The organism is Flavitalea plasmicola, from assembly GCF_030546645.1.
Taxonomy (GTDB): domain Bacteria; phylum Bacteroidota; class Bacteroidia; order Chitinophagales; family Chitinophagaceae; genus Puia.
Genome location: NZ_JAUOTO010000005.1, coordinates 613,344 through 633,702 on the forward strand (window position 1 = coordinate 613,344; position 20,359 = coordinate 633,702).

The window sequence follows — 20,359 nt, forward strand, 5'->3', positions numbered from 1 at the left end:
AACTGTTAAATCTTCTACAAAGATCGGACAGCTTTTACAAGTTGCCTACTTGACCAGGAACTTTATACTATCCAATCAGGAATATTTTGCTAAAATAACCGATACTTTCTGTGTAGGATACACGAAGAAGGACTTTTTTTCGCACAGTGAGGCCAAAAGGATACAAGGACCCTGTATGCGGGTGTTTTTATAGATCGTCCATGGAAAGATCCATCCATCTATAAAAAATAGCAAATAACGGATGAAAGGTAATGCTATAGCAACAAATATTATATATGTTTGCCTTATCTTAAATATATATTTTAAAAAATCACTACATGAAAACACTGATGAAAGGGGCAATATTGGTATTTGCAACCCTCGGAATAGTAACAACACAGGCACAATCCGTCGATGAGATCATCGGTAAGCATATCCAGGCACTGGGTGGGAAAACCGTACTAAATGCTATCAAGTCCGTATATGTGGAAAGCACCGTCGAGATCATGGGGAACGAGGCTCCGTCTATTACGTATATCCTCAATGGCAAGGGATACAAGAACGAGCTGGATTTCAATGGCACCAAGATCATACAATGTGTCACTGAAAAAGGTGGCTGGGCGATCAACCCTATGGCAGGATCCACCACGGCACAGGCTATTCCCGCGGATCAGTTGAAAAATTACCAGCTGCAACTAAACGTCGGCGGCCCCCTGATGGACTATGCAACTAAGGGTTACAAGGCCGAGCTGATCGGCAAAGACAGCGCTGCTTATAAGATCAGGCTTACCACCACTGATGGAATCAATATTGTGTATTTTGTCGACCAGAAGACTTATCTCATCGACAAGGCTGTCAACAAGGTGAGCATGGGAGGGCAGGACATTGAGACGACCGCTGTCTTCTCCGATTACAAAAAAACAGATGCGGGTTATGTCGTAGCGTACTCCCAGCAGGTGATTTTGCCCCAAGTGACCTTAAACATCATCAACAAAAAGGTCGAATTAAACAAAGAGGTCGACCCGGCAATTTTTGAGATGCCTAAAAACTAGTCAATAATTGTTCGTAACAGGGGCCCGCCATCTACTATTGGCGGGCCCTTGTATTTTACCATAGGGAGTATAGATTATCCCAACCGGATCATTCCCGTCGTCGAAATTTATAGGACAACTTTGTCATGACATGGTAATCAACAGTACCGATCCGACATTTTTAAATGGCAGTTTCCGCCATTTTATATGGTCTTCCCGTAGAAACCGGAGCTATTTAATAATGGCCACAGTCTGTAGCCTGACCCTGTTTTTTGTATTCAAGTTGTTCTATCCCTATCCTAATATGGTAATGGATTCCTATGTTTACATTAAAGCCATGGCGCAGAACCTTGGTGCAAATTCCTACCCCATCGGGTACTCAAAATTTCTTCAGTTGTTCAGTTTGTTTTCAAGAAGTACAACCTTACTCGTGTGGTTTCAGTATTTATTCTTGGAATTTGCCTGTCTGCTGCTGTTTTTTTCGCTTCTTTTCTTTTTCCGGCCGGGGAAGTGGGCTTCTATTGCCTTATTTGTCTTTCTTTTTTTTAATCCGCTGTTGTTCTACATCAGCAATTTCATCATGGCAGATGCGCTTTTTACGACTTTAAGCCTGCTGTGGCTTGTCCAGCTGATCTGGATCGTCGGACGCCCCAAATCTTACATGATAATTGTCCATGCCTTAATACTGGTGCTGGCTTTTACAATTCGTTACAATGCACTGTACTATCCCATTGCAGCCACTTTTGTACTATTGCTCAGCCGCTTGCGACCCTTGCTAAAAGTGGCAGGCATCGCCCTGCAGTTTACATTGGTAGGGCTTTTTATTTTTTACACCAGCCTGCAGATGGAACAGCTGACAGGAGTGAGACAATTTTCTCCTTTCGGGGGCTGGAAAATGGCCAACAATGCTTTGTACATGTACGAGCATGTTTCCGTGAAGAGAAATGACCCTATCCCGGCGAGATTTTCAAGGCTGGATGAGATGGTCAGGAGAAATTTTCATGGCTGGCATGTGACCGACGATCTATTGGATTATTTTTCAAGACCAACGGGCAGCCTATATATGGTGGATTATCAGTCTTCTCCGTTGATACGTTATATGGATCAAAAATATGGATCTGATACCGTATTTCTGAATTTCAAAAAATGGGGCCCGATGGGCGCCTACTGTGGAGAATATGGATCATATCTGGTATGTAAATATCCACTTCAATATGTACGATATTTTGTATGGCCTAACCTGATCAGGTATTTTGCTCCTCCTACAGAAATATTTTGGTATCCAAGCCCCTACTATCTCCGGGATGATGCTATAGGCCAAATAGCCAGCCAATGGTTCAGACTACATACGTTATCTGTCGATCAATCTTATATTGATTTCCGGAATTCCGTACTGTCCCCCTATCCAATTATAATAGCGATTGTACATGTGATTTTTATTGCCAGCGTTGTTGGCTTTTTTCTTTTTAGAGGACATAAGAAGGTAATGAAGCCGGTCTTTAATATTGTACTCGCTGTTGCCTGTGTCTGGATATGCGACCTTCTTTTCAGCGTTTCAGCAGCGGCCGTTGTATTGCGATATCAGATATTCGTAATGATCCTGGAGTTTGCATTTGCGGTGCAGTTCATCGATTATATTTGCAGGAATGATGAAGGCCCGGTCAAGCAGTAGTATTGTAACAATATTTGCTAATGATAAGGAAATCCGGATTTTAAAATTTTGTTCTCCGGCAATGTCGTTGGTTACTATGGGCAGCCATTGCTATGATGATTCCTAATTTCGCGAGCTTAAGATTTTATAAACGAATGCCATTTCTCAGGGGGACTCCATTTTATATATCCATGCTGCCATTTAAAATTTCAATATTCATTTCAGACCTGTTGCTTATTCAAAGATGTTCCGGAGCCTACATTTTATATCTACGAGCGATTGGCCGGTCGTAATTTTACAATACGTGTTGTTGTTAGGGGCAGCGATCCTGCATTTTATTTTACGGTGTTATATCTCCTGATTCCCGCGAAATGGGTGCCAGACTGATCATTTTCTGCCAGACGATGAACCCATTAATTATGTCTACTACCAATTATATTTACAGTGATAGACATATTTGCAGCCCTGATATTGGCCTGGTTCGGTTGTGTGTTGTACCTTTTCATGTTTATGCGGACGAAGAGAATTTCTTCCATTATTTTCGGACCGAATGGAATCATAATCGAATTGTTCATATGCTTATGGTATATAAAAAGCCACTTGAACCGGTATAAAGGAATGCTCTTGATGTTCAGGATCATACTACAAGGGCTTAGGATTTTTCCAATAAGTTCTCTTGGGTAAGATTTTTATTTGAATAGTACTTTTAGGGAGCTTGCTTGTTTCTTTATTAGAACAATTTAAAATTATCTGAAAATTGGATTGTTTGTCATTTAAGATATAGAGCGCGTTGTCGTATTTAAAAATCATAGATTTAATATGAATCGAGAAAAAAGCGTTTTCGACACTGAATGTTCTATGCAGGGAAAGATAGTAATTTACTTCCGGATTTTGGTATAATTTGCTATTGAGTGTATTCTCAATGAGATATATTCTGCCGGCTATTTAGCCGCATTTTCATTTAATGAAAATATTAAAATAATTGTAGTTAGTCATATGAAAATTATTATTGGGAAATTATTACTTGGGCTAATAGGATTGCTGGTTTCCGGATTCGTGTCGGCTCAAAAGCCTTCAATTGACACCTCCATGCTTGACAAGTGGCCGTCAGTAAGAAACCCTTATATCACTGCCGATGGTCAGTATATGATGTATGAAATTAAAAATGTGCCGAAATGGAATTATACTTTGGAAATACAATCAACCTTTGGAAATTGGACTAAAAAGATTGAAGGTGCAAAAGACGCTCAATTTTCGCCAGATGGGAAATGGCTATTGTATAGAAATGGGCATGACAGCCTTTGTCTGTTTCTCCTAGGTGAAGAAAAGACTATATGGTTCAGCCATGTACATACCTATAATATTTTGGGAGATTTGGATAGAAATAGGCTTATATATTATATGGCAGATTCTGGCAAACCGGGTAAGTTAGTATTAAGGGGCTTGTCAAGCGATATTGAAAAAGAATGGGATAATGTGGTGCAATATTCATTGTCTCCTGGCAATGGAAAATTGGTGTGGGAAGAGATAGCGGAATCAAACAAAAAGGAACACCGTCTTCATTTAGTGGATCTAAATGGGGACAAAGAAGACGTGATTTGGAAAAGTAAAGAAGAAAAGGTGGGCGATATCTTATTTGATAGTTCAAAAGACGTGCTGGTATGGCAAAGTTGTAGAAAGGATACAGATCATAGAATTGCTAACCTTCATTGGCTGGATATGCAAAAAGGAAATGATGTCATAATCTGGCAAGGTTCTCACCCTATTACAGGTCAGTGTATGAATAAAGAAGGAACACAGTTAGCTTTTATTGTATCGGCACAAGTAGAAATGAATACTGTGAATACCATTTGGTACTTCAAGCCCGGGATGAGCGGGGCTCAAATTGCAGTAATGAATGAAAGTGTGGGAATAGGGAAGAATTTGAAAATAGGGAAATCCGGAATAGCATTTAGTAAAAATGGTGAGTATATTTTGTTTAATTTGGATTCATTAACTGAGCATTCTTCACCCAGCAAAGATGTTGCTGACGTTGAAGTTTGGAGCTATCGAGATGCCAAAGTACAGTCTGAACAGGTTGCCGATTTTTTCGAGACGTGGACATTTAAAGCAATCGTGAATATTCGCAGTGGAAAAGTACTGCAATTAGAGGATCAGAATAAAGTACTGATAACGCAACCCAATGAAGCAATAGGTAAAATGGTGGTTGTGACGCTTCGAGATAAAGTTGACGAAATTCCTTGGTGGAAAATATGGTCATGGAAAAGTATTTATGCACAACCTAAGCCTTTTTGGGTGGTCTCCCTAGAGGATGGATCTTATAACCTATTGGATAAGTTAACATATGGGGAGAGGGGAATTTTTGTTTCACCGTATGAAAATTACATCATTTATTATAATTCAAGAGAGAAAAACTATTTTAGCTATGAAATAAAAACATGTGATGTACGAAATATATCGAAATTTGGATCCACGCAATGGGAGAATGAATACCATTCCTGGAGTGATTCATCCGTTCTTGGTGTGTGCGGATGGCTTGAAGATGGTAAGGGCATACTAGTCTATGATAATTATGATATTTGGTTGCTGGATCCGTCCGGGAGAACACGAGCAATTAATATGACAAACGGTTACGGTAAATCACACAATATTAAATTAAGGTTAGTATTCGAAGATGCGGCAATGAAGGGCATCAATATCAAAATGAAGTTGTTGTTGACTGCATTTAATATAGAAAATAAATACAACGGATTTTATCTTATGTCCGGCATCAAAAGTAATCCTGTTTTGTTGACGATGGGGCCTAACGTTTGGTATAGGACTACAGGACAAGTTCCTGATATGAGTGATGCATTTAGCAACGGAATGCGCCCTATAAAGGCACTTGTAAAAAATGTGTGGGTGGTTAGACGCGAATCGGCGCATGAGGCACCCAATTATTTTGTTACTTACGATTTCATGCATTTCAGGCAAATTAGCCATATAAATCCCGAGGAAAAATTTAATTGGCTTACAACTGAACTATTTAAGTATAAACAGCTAGATGGCTCATTTACGCAAGGGATTCTCTATAAGCCGACCAATTTCAATCCTAATAAAAGATATCCGGTAATTATCCAGTTTTACGAAACATTTAGCTTTCGAATGTTTGAGTACCCTTCTCCTGAGTATACTACTGCCAGGATAAATATTCCATGGATCGTTAGTCAAGATTATTTGGTCTTCACGCCGGATATTCATTTCACTCGTGGTTCTGTTTCAGGAAAAGTTGCAGGTGAAGCCGCTTACAATTCCGTCGTGGCAGGGGCGCTATGTCTTGCAAAACTGCCTTACGTGGATGGTCAACGAATAGGTATACAAGGCCACAGTTTTGGAGGTGGGGAAACCAACTGGATAATAGCCAATACCGGTTTGTTTGCCGCAGCTTGCGAAGCCAGCGGTACAGTATGCGATGAAATCAGCGCTTATTTAAGTTTAATAGATGTAAATGGAAAATTGGGGGGAGAATTCAGGTCTCAACATTCGGAGATTTACCATGATCGGATTGGCGCAACCTTATGGGAACGCCCGGATTTATATTTTAAAGCATCGCCAGTATTAAGAGCTAATTTCATCAAGACTCCATTGTTAATAATGGATAATAGAGCTGATATTTATTGGCGGCAGGGCATGGAAATGTATTTGGCCCTGCGACGCTTAGGTAGAAAATGTTGGCTCCTCCAATATAATAATGGAAGACACGATGTACGAGGTATAGATGCCATTGATTTTACTATTAGGCTTGGCCAATTTTTCGACCATTACTTAAAAGGTGCACGACCTCCGAAATGGATGACAGAAGGCATTCCTTATTCAAGGAAAGGGGTCGACAATGGTCTGGAGCTTGATTTGTCGGGCAAACAGCCGTAAAAAGACCGGTATTGAATTGGAGCGATTATCAATCCTGAGATTGGTACAATCGTGGCGTCAGTTTAAAATTTTGTAAATTTATACTGATAACATGGAAAGAAAAGCTTTGGCTTTGAAGCTTTCAAGAAGGATGCTGCAAGTCGTCTAAAGAACGGGTGAAGCCTTATCAGCGAAGGCTACATGCACACCCGAGACTGGAATGGCACCTTTGAGCCAGAACTCGTTCCCAAACGCCATAAGACCTTGGGACTGGCTCTTGATCGGGAGATCATTGTCTTATACGCTCGTGGCGCCAGCTGCAGCGATATCCAGGCCCACCTCATGGACATGTACGGTCGGAAGGCATCAACAGCTACCATTTGCCGAGTGACAGACAAAATCCTTCCATTGATCCAGGATTGGCGTAATCGACCCTTAGAAGCGGTCTGCCCGGTTGTTTGGCTGGATGACATTCATTACAAGGTTCGTTACGAAGGGCGCGTCGTCAACCGGGCTGTTTACTGCATAATTGGACTGAACCAGTAGGGCTGCAAAGAACTATAGGCCTGTACATTGGCGATAACGAAGGTTCTAAGTTCTGGCAGCAAGTGCTTACTGATCTGCAAACGAGGGCGTAGAAAGCATTTTTATCGCTTTCGTTGACAATCTGCAAGGCTTTGCGGAAGCTATTGAATCTGTTTATCCGCAAGCCGAAGTACTACTTTGTATTGTCCATCAGATCAGAAACTCACATAAATAACTTTCCTATAAAGACACCAAGGCCTTCATAAAGCCTCTACTCGTGAGCAGCTGGAGAAAAACGTGGAACAACTGGAGGCTAACTAGGGCACTAGGTATCTCAAGGTTATTGAATCATGGCGCAAGAAGAGAGTATTCCAATAAGTGTGTCAGTTTAAAATTTTCGTAAATTTAAACTGATAAACATGGAAAAGCAATCATTCGATTTTGAAGCCTTTAAAAAGCAAGCTGCGAGCCGGATCAAGAACGGCGATACCCTGTTGGGCAAGGAGGGTGTGCTGACACCTTTACTGAAAGAGTTCCTGGAAGGAGCCTTGGAGGGAGAGTTGGAGGCGCACATTGAGGAGAATGAGGACGCCAACCGAAAGAATGGCAAGGGCAAAAAGAGGGTCAAGACACCTGTAGGAAGTGTGGATATCAACACGCCGCGAGACCGGAACGGCAGCTTTGAGCCGGAGATCATTCCCAAGCGGAATAAGACGCTGGGCGTCGATCTTGACCGGCAGATTATCGCCTTGTACGCCCGTGGCGCCAGCTACGGCGATATCCGGGACCATCTATCTGAGATGTATGACCTGGATGTTTCCCCCGCCACCATCAGCCGCGTAACGGACAAGATCCTGCCACTGATCCAGGAGTGGCGGAACAAGCCACTGGAAGCTGTCTACCCCTTTGTATGGCTGGATGCGATCCATTACAAGGTTCGTCATGAAGGACGTGTTGTGAGCCGGGCGGTCTACTGCATCATCGGTCTGAACCAGGATGGATACAAGGAACTCTTGGGTATGTATGTAGGTGAAAATGAGGGCGCTAAATTCTGGCTGCAGGTATTGACAGACTTGCAAAACCGGGGAGTCAGTGACATCTTCATCGCCTGCATTGATAACCTTCAGGGCTTTGCCGATGCCATAGAAAGCATCTTTCCCCAGGCTGAGGTCAAGCTGTGTGTGGTTCACCAGATACGTAATTCTCAAAAATATCTTTCCCACAAGGACGTCAAAGCCTTTATGAAAGACCTTCAGGGAGTATATCGGGCGACGACCAAAGAGCTTGCCGAGCGCCATCTGGATCAATTATCGTCCAACTGGGGCGCCCGTTATCCTAAAGTCATAGAGTCCTGGAAGAAGAACTGGCCTCGTCTCAGCAGCTATTTTCAATACAATAAAGAGATTCGCAGGATAATGTACACTACCAATATCATCGAGGGCTTTCATCGGCAGCTTCGCACCGTTACCAAATCTAAAGGCGCCTTCCAAAGCGAAGATGCCTTGATGAAACTACTGTTCCTCGTGCAGGAGACTATCGTTGCCAAGTGGAATAAGCCTGTTCATAACTGGAATCAAACACTTGCCCAGTTGTCTATTATCTTTGGGGATCGTCTAAAATTGAACATATAAACAACACCTCATTGCCAAATGACATTTTGCGCAGCATCTTTAGAATATAACCAGGCCTTAGATCGTCAAAATATCATTTACCAATGAGTCTGACACACTTTATGGAATACACCCCGCAAGAACTGGCCCCGGCTGTCGAATTACTTCCATTACAACAAGGATATCCGCAGGATCAGGTACACCACCAATATCATCGAAGGCTTCCACCGGCAGCTTCTGTCCATCACAAAGACAAAGGGAGCTTTCCAATCCGATGATGCGCTACTGAAGCCGCTGTTCCAGGCCCAGGAGCACATTACTGCGAAGTGGAATAAGCCTGTGTTTAATTGGAACCAAACACTGGCTCAATTAATGATTATCTTTAAAAACAGGCTGAAACTAAATCTCTAACAATGTTCCCTCATTGCCTCGTGATATTTTGTGCGGCGTTAGAATATCACCCGGTCTTATCAGACAAAATATCATTGGCTAATGAGGCCTGAAACACTTAATGTGATACATCCTCAATCTCTACTTCAGCCTGTAATTCTTAAAACTAAACAACTGCCTCCCTCCCAAAAAGTGCTGTTCGATAAAGGTCAGGATTCGGTATTTCATCCTTTCATGCTTATGTTTATTTAAGGGTTTGCCCTCTTTACGTGCCTCTTGGAGATGGTTTTGTTGACGTTCCAGCTGATCGGTCCAATTGCATAGCTGAATGCGCTCATCCATAACGGAAGGATGAGTTCCCGTAAATTTCGTTAACAGGCTGATGTCGCCAAAGTGAAATTCCGGTTTTTCCTGTTTAAACCGAGCTTCGGCTACGTCCTGCCCCCGATGAATGACCTCCATAGCCTTGCATTTGTTCTGCATGTATTGTGGTGGACGAACCCAGCCATAGTGGTTGATATAGGCGTCAACCCGGGCGACTTTTAGTTTATAGGTGCCTTCCTTTTGCCTGTAATGGATGCCGTCGAAGTTCGGGATACGCCGGAAGGATTGGGCCGATTCCCAGGAGTGAACATCCGGGTCGTTGCGAATAACACGGATCTCGTTGGCGTACCAGGCGTGAGAGGTAATATAATGGTCATAATCCCCCCAGAAATGTCTGTATTTGAAGAGCAGGCCTTCGATAGATCTGTCGTGAAGGAGTTCTTCACAGCGTTGGCGTATCTTGGGCAAGTCATTCTCATGCACCACTTCGTCACTCTGCACATAAAAGAGCCAGTCGCCCTTGCAGGCATTCTTGGCGATGTCCGTCTGATGGGCGTGTTCCATGCCCCGGGGATATTTTTCCAGGTCCCAAACGGTGTGAATAATTTTTATCTTGTCGCTGCCGATGCTTTGGATCTCTTCGAAGGTGCGATCGTCCGGATCACTGGCGCCCAGCGCCACTACAAATTCGTCGACAAGGGGGAGAATAGATGCGATTGCCTGTTTGATGGGGTAATAGTATCTGGTGCCATTGCGCACCATGGTAAAGCCGCTGAAAGTCATAGTCCAATTTTTAGGTCAGTTGGTTAATTACATGTTATACATGCAAAAGTTATGCACGGTTGCTTGCAAAGAATTAAGGCGAGATTAAAGCAGGTAAATGGCTAAAAGTTATCGGTGAATTGACGGGATCAACGTAAAATGTATTATCAAATTTGCCCTGCTGTTTTCACGAGCGTTTTTTCATGGCTTGACGGGTAGAAATCCTATGTGGAGAACGACTATTTGGTATTATTTTAGTATGGCTATAGAGGCTTAAAAAAATATCCTGTTACCTGCGCAAAAATCCGTCGCTATGAAGAAAACCATACTCATCAATCTGCTGCTTATCCTGGCATATTACCTGTTCTTACAATTGTTGGTAGCTGCCTTTATAAGAGGATGATCGTATCTCCCACGGAGATACTACTGGCTTTTACTGCAGGCACTATAAGGAGGTTTTGACCGAAATAGATCTTGTTACCTCGTTGTCGATACTTGCTGAGGGTCTTCAGCGGCTCCTTACCTTTTTCACCTGTAGCCATATCGATGGTCGTGATGACACATCGGGCACAAGGTTTTACGCCATAAAATGTGATCCCTGCAATATTAAATACCCTCATTTCATCTTCCTGAAAAGGAGTGCCTCCTATGAAAACAATGTTTGGGCGGAAGCGTTCCATAGAGAGAGTGTGGGACAGGCGGCTGTTTAAGTTATCCAATGATGCCTGGCCAATGAGGAGAAGAGGAAAGCCATCGGAAAAGCTGGTGATCTCTTCGCCATGGGCGTAATCAGGATCTACCTTACGCTGGGAATTTTCCGGCATATACACCAGCCGGCAGGATAGGGACAACATGCGGGAAAACCATACATCTGCATTTTCGCCCACATATTGGGCTTCACAGACATCTTCCCAGACCGTCACTGTACAAGCTTCGCCAGCGGGCACAAAAGGGACTAAAAAAGACTCCCCTGTATGCTTGTGCTGCACCAATAAACCATCACCCTGTAACTGCACCCGAAGCAACGCCATCTGCGGCAACTCCCGCTGCGTCAAAAACCGGTTCTGTTCATCCACCAGCATCCAGCGCCGGTCATGTTCTAACCCCCGGTCGGTGACCATGGCTGATTCGAGGGAAATCCCCCCAAGAGATTTGACGGGATAAACATATAATGCACTGACAGTCAGCATAATTAAAATTAAGGTTCCAGGAGGTCCGGTCTCCTTTCCTGCGTCCGTTGTAAGGACTGCTCATGCCGCCAGTCCTCGATCTTCTTAGGATCGCCGCTCAGGAGGATCTCGGGCACCTTGGCGCCCCTGAAATCGGCCGGACGGGTGTAGACCGGCGGCGCCAGCAGGTCGTCTTGGAAGGAGTCGAAAAGGGCGGAGGTTTCATCGTTCAACACCCCTGGTAGTAACCTTCCGATGGTGTCCACTAATACGGCGGCTGCCAGCTCGCCCCCACTGAGGACATAGGAGCCTATGGAAACTTCTAACGTGACAAACTGGTCCCGGATCCGCTGATCGATGCCCTTATAATGCCCGCAAATGATCAGGATATTCTCTTTCAGGGACAGCTGGTTGGACATGCGCTGATCCAGCAGGGACCCATCCGGGGTCATATAGATCACTTCATCATAGTGAGCTTCTTTCGACAGAGCTTCGATGGCATTGGCCAGCGGCTCGGGCATCATGACCATTCCGGCCCCGCCACCGTACTGGTAGTCGTCCACCTGCCCGTACTCATTCACCGCCCATTGCCGGAGATGATGGACCCGGATCTCCAGTAACCCCTTCTCCTTCGCCCTTTTAAGGATGGAATGCTGAAATGGGCTCTCCAGGAGCTCCGGGAGGACGGTGAGAATATCAATCTTCATGCGATAAAATTAAAAAAGTTTAATGCGGAAAGACTTTGTTATCGAAATATTTTCTAAATTTGCTATAGAACGTGTCCAACTAAGATATTTTTAAGGCGCATCTTAAACCTTCAGCGCTACTTCAGAACGCCGGTGTCCCCCATAGAACTGTGTCCTGCTATTCCTTTTTAATACTGACAGAATAACTTTTTCCATTCCGTGGATTATTATTCAGTCCGAAATTTATGAGCATGCTTTTTAAAGAATATGCTCATAAATGCTGAATTATCCCCGAGGACTGTGACATCTACTGGCAAGATGCTGACCTCCCTGTGCATCTACCTGTTCCTGCTATACGCCACAGCCGTCCTGCTGTACCCGGTGATCTTCACCAGGGAGTACTCTTTTTGCGTAAAACAGGACAATCTGCACCAGACCTATCCTTATTTCAACAAGCTCGCCAGTTCCTTGCACAAGGGCTATCTCCCCACCTGGGATGCCAATACCTCTGGCGGAAAAAGCTTCGTGGGAGAGATCCAGCCAGGGATCTTTTACCCCCTGAATATTCTCTGGTGCTTCCTTTTCGGCTCCGCGAGCGGCATCAGCGTTTATTATATCGACCTGCTTACAGCCCTGCACTTCCTCATCTGTCTCATTGGGATGTACAAAGCAGCCAGAACATTTCTCCTGCCGTCTTTCCCGGCCATCGCCACGGCACTGATCTTTACCTTCACCGGCGCCGTCGCCGCCAGGGCAGGGGGGCAGACAGGCATTTTTTTCGGGCTCACCCTCCTTCCCTGGAGCGTTTATTTCACCGCCCGGTACTATATGGACAGGAGGCATAAAAAATTCCTCCTCTTTTCCGGACTGGTCGCCGGCCTGGAAATCCTGGCTGGTCATATGCAGCCGTTTTTTCACACCATGATCATCAATGGGATCATCATCCTCTTTTTTGAGTTTAAGGATCGCAGGACCTGGAAAGCATTTCTGGTGGCTTCCGGCATCAACTTCTCCCTCCTCCTGGTACTTGCCTTTATCGTCACTCTCCCGCAACTGTATTACTCCTCCCAGTATCTGAGTGATGTGTACAGGTCGGTAGGCCCGGGCGGCATCCTTGCAGCGCCGGGTGGGAAAGTGCCCCTCGACATCTATACTCACCGGCATATCATCAACCTTTACAACCTGCCCAACCTGCTGGGACAGGATTTTACAAAGCCCGAAGATGATAATATCATTTACATGGGGATACTGCCCCTGCTCCTTTTTATTCTCTACCTCGTGCGTCACAGGCGGCTGACACTTTCCCCGGCACATGCAGCCATAACGAGATTGTTGCTCATCATCCTGGCTGTCGGTACTGTCTGCGTACTGGGCTACCTGACCTTCATCCCCTTTATCCTTCATCAGCTGCCCTTTGTCAGTGTTGTCAGACAACTGGGAAGATACATGATCCTCATTAGTTTCAGTGCTTCCCTGCTGGCCGGCCTGGGCATTGCCTATATTTCACAGATCAAAGAATGGTTGTTTCAACATCATACGAAGGTAAAGTTATATGTATTGGCATTCCTGGGCATTAATGCGCTGTACTGGATCATCGTCCAGTCCAATGTTATTCCCATCGCTGTATCCATCCCTTTCCTCTGCTGTTTCCTTTTTCTCATCGCAGGGATGAAAATGAAAAAGATCACCGAAATCACCGTGCTGGCAATTGCCGTCATCAGTATCGACCTGTATGTCAACAAACCCAGCTATTCTCCCATAGACAATGAGTTTTATGCCGACCGCTATTATGGCCGGAACAGGATCATCGACAGCCTGGAACACACCTACGGCCAGTACCGCGTGGCTTTTGATATGAGCAACTACGCCTTCGAAAGGCGTAACCTGGGCAATATGTACAATATCCAGACCACCTGGGGTTACAGCGCTACCTACAACAAGGAATACCTCGACTTCATCAATACGGACCCGCGCCCGGATTCCGAGACAGGAGATCTCCTGAATATCAGGTACATCATCTCGGACAAGACGCAGGGCGCCGGCTTCGTATTGAAAGATTCCATAGAAGGAATGAAGCTCTATGAAAAGAAGAACTATTATCCTCGCATGTATTGGCAACATCAGTTGGGGATGCCCGGTCCGGCCATCGAGGCGGCCAATAAAGGGACGATCCGGCAGACGGCGTACTCGGACCTTTACCAGCGGATAGAAATCGATTGTCCCGCGAGAGATACCCTGATCATTTCTGAAAACAGCTATCCCGGCTGGAAATGCTTCGACAATCGGAAAGAGATACCCATCCGGCCCGCAAAGATCAAAAATTACCCGCCTTTGTTCAGGTCTGTTGTCCTGGACAAGGGGCATCATATAGTAGAGTTCAGGTACAACAAAGTATTCTATTGGTTCTAACAATCTAAACCATCCTATTATGGAAAGTAGTCATGATACCGCAGGATTGGCCCCTGCCCGCAAAACACCCCGGCACGTCAGAAGGCCGGATGTCAACCAGCAGATAAAAAAACTCTCCGTCATCATACCCTGCTACAACGAGGCCGCCACCATTGCCGTCATCCTGGATAAGGTCACCGATGTGGAGCTGATGCACCACATCGAAAAAGAGATCATCGTCGTCAATGACTGTTCCAAAGACGATACGGACCTGATGATCCGGGAATACCTGGAGGACAATCCCCAGGCGCCTATCCGGTACATCTGCAAGGAAGTAAACCAGGGTAAGGGTGCTGCCGTCCACACAGGGATGGCAGCCGCCACGGGCGACTATATCATCATCCAGGACGCGGACCTTGAATACGACCCCCGGGAGTACAATATTATGCTGGCCCCCATACTATCCGGGGACGCGGATATCGTATACGGCTCCCGCTTCATGGGCGGCAATCCCCACCGCGTGCTGTTCTTCTGGCATACCCTGGGCAATAAAATGCTGACTTTCTTCAGCAATCTGTTTACCAATATGCACCTGACGGATGCGCACACCTGCTATAAGGTGATCCCCACCAGCATTACCCATCAGATGTCCCTGAAGGAACAGCGTTTTGCTTTTGATGCCGAACTGAATGTAAAGATCTCCTCCCTTCCCGGTCTCCGGGTCTATGAAGTGGGCATTTCCTATTATGGGAGGACTTTTGCCGAAGGAAAGAAGATCCGGTTCCGTGATGCCTTGCGATCCGTATTTTGCATCCTGAAATATTCCCTGGCCTCCCCTGCACCCAGGCTGCAGTCACAGCCGGAAGAAGTGGGAAAATAAGATTATGTGTACCGGGCTAGTACCGCCGGGGTGTTTTGTTGTTTTAAGGTTTACCAACTCTACAACTATGAACGACAATCCCGAAGAAAACCTCCGGAAGGAGCTGATAGAAGACTATTTTCTGGAGATAACCGAGCTCATCGGCGGTGAAAACCTGCGTACCGAAATAGATTTTAAGGATGATGATGTCTACTCTGCAAGATTACAGATAAACGTTTCCGGTCTCACCAACGAACAGGACCTGGATCATTTTATTGCCGGGCTCAAGTCTATTATCCGGAGAATTAATATCATTGAAAAAGATGTAAAAATAGGCCTTGCCATTGAACTGGAAGGTCTCAACAAGAATGGATAATATTACTTTTTCCATAATAAGGCTGCATCCTCATGCGCAGCCTTAACTATTGATAGCCAGCCTCATAACAAGTTATGCACATGCCTGCTTTCCTTAATGTGCGCATTTATCCAATTCTTCGATATTATTGTACTTTAATTCCATGGCAGATGTACATGATGCAGTAACGCGTAGTTACAATATGAGCCGGATCAAAGGCAAAAACACCAGGCCGGAACTGGTGCTGAGAAGGATACTGCATGCTTACGGGTTCAGGTATCGTCTGCATGTCGCCGGTTTGCCGGGCCGTCCGGATATCGTGATGCCGGCATACAGGACCGCTATTTTTGTCCACGGCTGTTTCTGGCATGGCCATCAGGAGTGCAGGTATTTTGTTATTCCCAAGACACGCACGGAATGGTGGACGGATAAGATCAACAGGAACATTGCCAATGATAAAAATGCAACGGAAAGACTCAAAAAACTTGGGTGGAAAATCGTGACGATCTGGGAATGTGAATTAAAGCCCGATAAAATTCAGAAAACATTGGCTAAATTGTTTGGCAATCTACAAAAAAGAAGGGAAGCATAACGTTATGAGCAAGATCGATAGAATTAAAAATGGCGGCAAACCCCGGGTGTTGGATCTGTTTGCCGGCTGCGGAGGTATTTCCCTTGGTTTTCTGGCGGCGGGATATGAGATCATCGGGTCCATCGAAATTGACCCCGATGCAGCCAGGACACATGCCATTAATTTTTACAGAGGCGCTCCGGAAGAGGTCATTGACACACACAGTAAGCCGGGCGATATTACACAACTGGAGCCTGCCGATTTTATGGCGGACCTGGGATATGAAGGAGATATTGCAGATCACGTGGACGTCATTGTCGGAGGGCCTCCCTGCCAGGCATTTGCCAGGGTTGGCAGGGCCAAGCTCAGGGAAGTAGCCGAGCATCCGGAAGCTTACCTGAACGATCCCCGGGGTAATTTATACCTGCGATACCTGGAATATGTGAGAAAGCTGAAGCCTCTGGCCATCCTGATTGAAAATGTTCCGGACGTACTGAACTACGGCGGGCATAATATTTCAGAAGAGATCTGTGAAGTGCTGGAAGAACTCGGGTATGATTGTAAATACACGTTGTTGAATTCAGTGTACTATGGTGTTCCCCAGATGCGCGAAAGAATGTTTTTACTGGCGTATCACAGAGATCTCGACGTCGAACTCAGATTCCCCACTCCTACGCATTGGGTCGACCTGCCGATCGGCTACCATAATTCAAGAAAAGTCGCCCTGAAAACATTGAATTTCGACCTGTTCACGGAGCATCCGGATAATTATTACGAGGCGCCCCCCAAAGCCGCTAAGTCATTACCCAAAGCCATTACGGCATACCAGGCAACGGCCGACCTGCCCGTCATAAAGGAGCATTTAAATGGGGGGATCAAAAGAGGGGCCAGGAGGTTTGATGAACTGATGCCCTACCCCAAAAATCAGAAGCTCAATGCCTATGCAAGACTGATGAGAAACTGGGTAGGGTTTGAAAACACCGGGGGGATAAAAGATCATGTCATCCGGAGTCTGCCCAGGGATTATAAGATCTTCGCTAAAATGAAGGCGGGCGATCAGTATCCGGAAGCTTTCAAGGTGGCCACAGCTCTTTTTCAGAAAGAGATTCAGAAGCTGGCAAAAAAAGGAATCACGTACAAGGAAGATTCGGAGGAATATAAAGCGCTGAAGGCAGAGTTTGTGCCTCCTTATGATCCGGGAAAATTCCCGAATAAATGGAGAAAAATGGAAAAGGACATGCCTTCCAGGACCTTACTGGCGCATCTGGGAAAAGATTCCTATTCTCATATTCACTATGACAGCGACCAGGCCAGGACCATCTCTGTGAGGGAAGCCGCCCGTTTCCAGTCATTTCCCGATGGGTTTGTTTTCAGCGGCACCATGAATCCTGCTTTTAAGCAGATCGGAAATTCCGTTCCGCCCCTGATGGCAAAAGCCCTTGCCGACCAGATGCTCGTAACATTAAATGAAACAGTACATGTCGAGGAAGTTAGCCATCAAGCGATTGACGTCATCTGATCTGACCATTTTCAAATGGCATCATAAAACATTGCATGAGGCCGGCAATCAGAAAGCAATTAATTTAAATGCCAACATTTTTATAGACAAACTTTATCCTGGCCTGCCCTATTCGGCGATCGGCAGACAGGGAAGGATACCGCTGGACCTTTTTATTTACGGGCCAGGCACCAATATATTGCTTAACCTGCAGCGGAAAATCATCAAGAATGAAACATACAAGAACTGGCGCTTAAACGGTGAGTTTATCGATAATCCGGAAGATAACCCGGATAGATTTAATCTATTGAAACCGGAAGATATTGTCGTTTTCGAATTCAACGGCAACGATGTACCTGTTTCGGCAAGGGCAATATTTATTTCGGATTCACTGGCGGACGATAAAGCGATATTCGACAGGCTGAATGCCAGATTACCTCCATCCGGCAGCAGGGCCGCCATGGTAACCATCACCAGCCAGGAAATGGATGAAATAATAGCTCAGGCCAATCCGTTGCCGGATCATCCGATACGCCGGTTGTCCGTGGATGTCGATCTGGAAGAGGCTGTTATCACAGGCGATGTCGATCCGCAAAAAATAGCCCGGAACCCCTCCCTGCGGACCATCACAAAGGAAGACTTCGAAAAAGCCAAAAGGAACGCTGAAGACAACGGGCAGCGGGGAGAGGAACTGATCAATGACTTTTTGAAGATGTTACAGGCTACCGGCGTGATAACTTCTTTTGAATGGACGTCCAATATCCATCCTGTCTATCCGTATGATTTTAAGCTGGAGAAGGACGGTGTGACAGCGCTCGTAGACGTAAAATCAACGCAGGGGGAATTTGAAACGCCCCTTTTTATTTCAATCAATGAATTAAAACAGATGGCTCAATGCAGGAGCTATGATCTTTACAGGGTATATGCATTGGAAGAAACCAGGGCAAAACTGCGGATTGCCAGGAATATGCAGCCCTTTGCGGAAGGAATCCTTGACATTCTTAGCCGGCTGCCCGAGGGCATACAATCCACCGTTATTTCCGTTGCGCCGGAAACACTCCCCTTTGGGGGGGAACAATCTATCGAGATCGACCTTCCCGAAGACTAGCCGGCTGATGTTATTTCTCCCGTGGAGATCATGTTTTATACCGGATGGATTATCCCAGGTAGGGAGCTTTGCATAAAGCTCCCCTTCATGAAGGCCTACAACCGGAAATATGCGGCGCTGGCCCTTGGTATAAGCGTAACGATGCTGGTGGTATTCAAGGTTTTATATCCTTTCCCGAACCTGGTTTACGACTCCTATTTTTATGTGCAGGCGGCAGTATTCAACTGGCCCGTCAATGCCTGGCCAATCGGATATTCCAGGTTTCTCCGGCTGCTGGGTTTCTTTTCCCATTCCCCCCTGTTGTTTGTCTGCGTGCAGTACCTGTTGCTGGAATTGTCGTGCCTGTTTTTCTTTTTCACCTGGCGCTATTTCTTCAGGCCTGGTAAGATAATTACAGCTGTCCTGTTTGCCCTTCTTTTTGTGAATCCGCTGCTGCTGATTACCTGCAATTTTTTACAATCCGATGCATTATTTATCAGTCTGAGCATTCTATGGGCAAGCCAGCTGTGCTGGATCATCTGCCGGCCCCGGCCCTATATGATCGTAACCCATGCGATCCTGCTTGCGTTAGCCTTTACGGTGCGGTATAATGCACTATATTATCCTTTGATAGGAGCGCTGGCTTTTCTCCTCAGCAGGCAACGCTTATGGCTGAAACTGGCCGGAATAGGATTGCCATTGCTATTGACGGCCGCCTTCGTGGTCTACACGGCAGGCCAGGTGGCGGCCATCACCGGCGAAAAACAGTTTTCGCCCATGGGGGGATGGAAACTGGCCAATAATGCTATATATGTGTATCCTTATATCACCCCTGTGGAAAAGCAGCTGGTGCCTGCAAGGCTCTGGCCCCTGGACAGCGTCATCCGGCAATATTTTTTAAAACCCTGCGGGGATGATCCTGCGGGATTAAATAAGATGGATTTCGCATATGGTGGCTATTATACCTTTGTTCCCTGTTCGCCCCTGGTCCTTTATATGCGCAAAGTATACGGAAGAGAGGAAGATCACATCAATACACAAGGATGGATGGCTGTGGGATCCGTGTACCAGGAATATGGCACCTGGTTCATGCGTCAGTACCCCTTGGCGTATGCGCAGCATTTCATGGCGCCCAATCTTTTCAGGTACCTGAAGCCCGTCCCGGAAATTTTTGAAGAAAAGGGCTCCTTTCACCTGGATGAAAGGTTTGGCGGGGGAGTGGTAGGCGAATGGCTTGGGTTAAATACATTGTCAGTCAGCCAGTTCCGTATTAACCTTTGGCTCCGCGTGCTCGGGCCTTTTCCGGCGCTTTTCTCCATTGTGCACTTACTGTTTGTCCTGGGAATGGCAGGGTTTGCCTTCAGCGGCGGCTTCAGAAATGTGAAAAAGCCTTTTTCAGTATGCCTGTTGATGATGGCAGCGCTATGGCTGGTGGATCTTATTTTCAGCCTGTCTTCGTCCGGAATCGTATTACGGTATGAGATTTTTATGGTCGTCATCGAGTCGGCCTTTGGCCTGTATTTCCTTGAATACGCCTACAAACATTTAGACAGGCCTGTATTGGCAAAGTAAATCGGCCCCTTCTT

General features: G+C 45.7%; 14 protein-coding genes and 2 pseudogenes. 13 read left to right on the top strand and 3 right to left on the bottom strand.

Annotation, left to right across the window (positions count from 1 at the left end; genetic code table 11):
• Nucleotides 1-317: 317 nt before the first annotated feature.
• The 6 genes and pseudogenes from Q4E93_RS20850 to Q4E93_RS34570 all read left to right on the top strand — a co-directional run.
• Complete coding sequence (locus Q4E93_RS20850; RefSeq protein WP_303588539.1) at nt 318-1,031, top strand: LolA-like protein; 714 nt, start codon at nt 318-320, stop codon at nt 1,029-1,031.
• A 430-nt stretch (nt 1,032-1,461) separates the two neighbouring features.
• Nucleotides 1,462-2,682, top strand: a complete 1,221-nt coding sequence (locus Q4E93_RS20855) for a hypothetical protein (protein ID WP_303588541.1) — start codon at nt 1,462-1,464, stop codon at nt 2,680-2,682.
• Nucleotides 2,683-3,657: 975 nt separating this feature from the next.
• Nucleotides 3,658-6,570 carry an alpha/beta hydrolase family protein gene (locus Q4E93_RS20860; RefSeq protein WP_303588543.1) on the top strand — a complete coding sequence of 971 codons (2,913 nt, stop codon included), beginning with the start codon at nt 3,658-3,660 and terminating at the stop codon, nt 6,568-6,570.
• A gap of 189 nt (nt 6,571-6,759) precedes the next feature.
• A pseudogene (locus Q4E93_RS34565) lies at nt 6,760-7,392 on the top strand (IS256 family transposase); the annotation flags it as partial.
• A gap of 101 nt (nt 7,393-7,493) precedes the next feature.
• A complete protein-coding gene (locus tag Q4E93_RS20865; protein ID WP_303588544.1) occupies nt 7,494-8,705 on the top strand; it encodes an IS256 family transposase in 1,212 nt (403 codons plus the stop codon).
• Nucleotides 8,706-8,819: 114 nt separating this feature from the next.
• Nucleotides 8,820-9,095, top strand: a pseudogene (locus Q4E93_RS34570) (IS256 family transposase); the annotation flags it as partial.
• Nucleotides 9,096-9,215: 120 nt separating this feature from the next.
• Here the strand turns inward: Q4E93_RS34570 and Q4E93_RS20870 are convergent.
• The 3 genes from Q4E93_RS20870 to trmD form a co-directional block, all read right to left on the bottom strand.
• Nucleotides 9,216-10,181, bottom strand: coding sequence for a glycosyltransferase family protein (locus Q4E93_RS20870; RefSeq protein WP_303588545.1), 966 nt, complete (start codon nt 10,179-10,181; stop codon nt 9,216-9,218).
• Nucleotides 10,182-10,549: 368 nt separating this feature from the next.
• Nucleotides 10,550-11,350 (bottom strand): MOSC domain-containing protein, encoded by an 801-nt coding sequence (locus tag Q4E93_RS20875; RefSeq protein WP_303588547.1) that lies wholly within the window; start codon nt 11,348-11,350, stop codon nt 10,550-10,552.
• 8 nt (nt 11,351-11,358) lie between these two features.
• Entirely contained in the window at nt 11,359-12,036 is a 678-nt protein-coding gene (gene trmD, locus Q4E93_RS20880; protein ID WP_303588549.1) for a tRNA (guanosine(37)-N1)-methyltransferase TrmD, read from the bottom strand.
• A 279-nt stretch (nt 12,037-12,315) separates the two neighbouring features.
• Between trmD and Q4E93_RS20885 the strand changes: the two genes are divergently transcribed.
• From Q4E93_RS20885 to Q4E93_RS20915, 7 genes are all read left to right on the top strand, one after another.
• Nucleotides 12,316-14,424, top strand: coding sequence for a hypothetical protein (locus tag Q4E93_RS20885; RefSeq protein WP_303588551.1), 2,109 nt, complete (start codon nt 12,316-12,318; stop codon nt 14,422-14,424).
• A gap of 19 nt (nt 14,425-14,443) precedes the next feature.
• A complete protein-coding gene (locus Q4E93_RS20890; RefSeq protein ID WP_303588553.1) occupies nt 14,444-15,283 on the top strand; it encodes a glycosyltransferase family 2 protein in 840 nt (279 codons plus the stop codon).
• Nucleotides 15,284-15,350: 67 nt separating this feature from the next.
• Nucleotides 15,351-15,638 (top strand): hypothetical protein, encoded by a 288-nt coding sequence (locus Q4E93_RS20895; protein WP_303588555.1) that lies wholly within the window; start codon nt 15,351-15,353, stop codon nt 15,636-15,638.
• A gap of 142 nt (nt 15,639-15,780) precedes the next feature.
• Nucleotides 15,781-16,209 (top strand): very short patch repair endonuclease, encoded by a 429-nt coding sequence (locus Q4E93_RS20900; RefSeq protein WP_303588557.1) that lies wholly within the window; start codon nt 15,781-15,783, stop codon nt 16,207-16,209.
• Nucleotides 16,210-16,213: 4 nt separating this feature from the next.
• On the top strand, nt 16,214-17,707 hold the full coding sequence (locus Q4E93_RS20905) for a DNA cytosine methyltransferase (protein ID WP_303588559.1): 1,494 nt from the start codon (nt 16,214-16,216) through the stop codon (nt 17,705-17,707).
• On the top strand, nt 17,667-18,794 hold the full coding sequence (locus tag Q4E93_RS20910) for a DUF3883 domain-containing protein (RefSeq protein WP_303588561.1): 1,128 nt from the start codon (nt 17,667-17,669) through the stop codon (nt 18,792-18,794). Before Q4E93_RS20905 ends, Q4E93_RS20910 begins: the two co-directional genes overlap by 41 nt.
• An 87-nt stretch (nt 18,795-18,881) precedes the next feature.
• The gene (locus Q4E93_RS20915) at nt 18,882-20,345 is read left to right on the top strand and encodes a hypothetical protein (protein ID WP_303588563.1); all 1,464 of its coding nucleotides are present in this window, start codon (nt 18,882-18,884) and stop codon (nt 20,343-20,345) included.
• Nucleotides 20,346-20,359 lie beyond the last annotated feature (14 nt).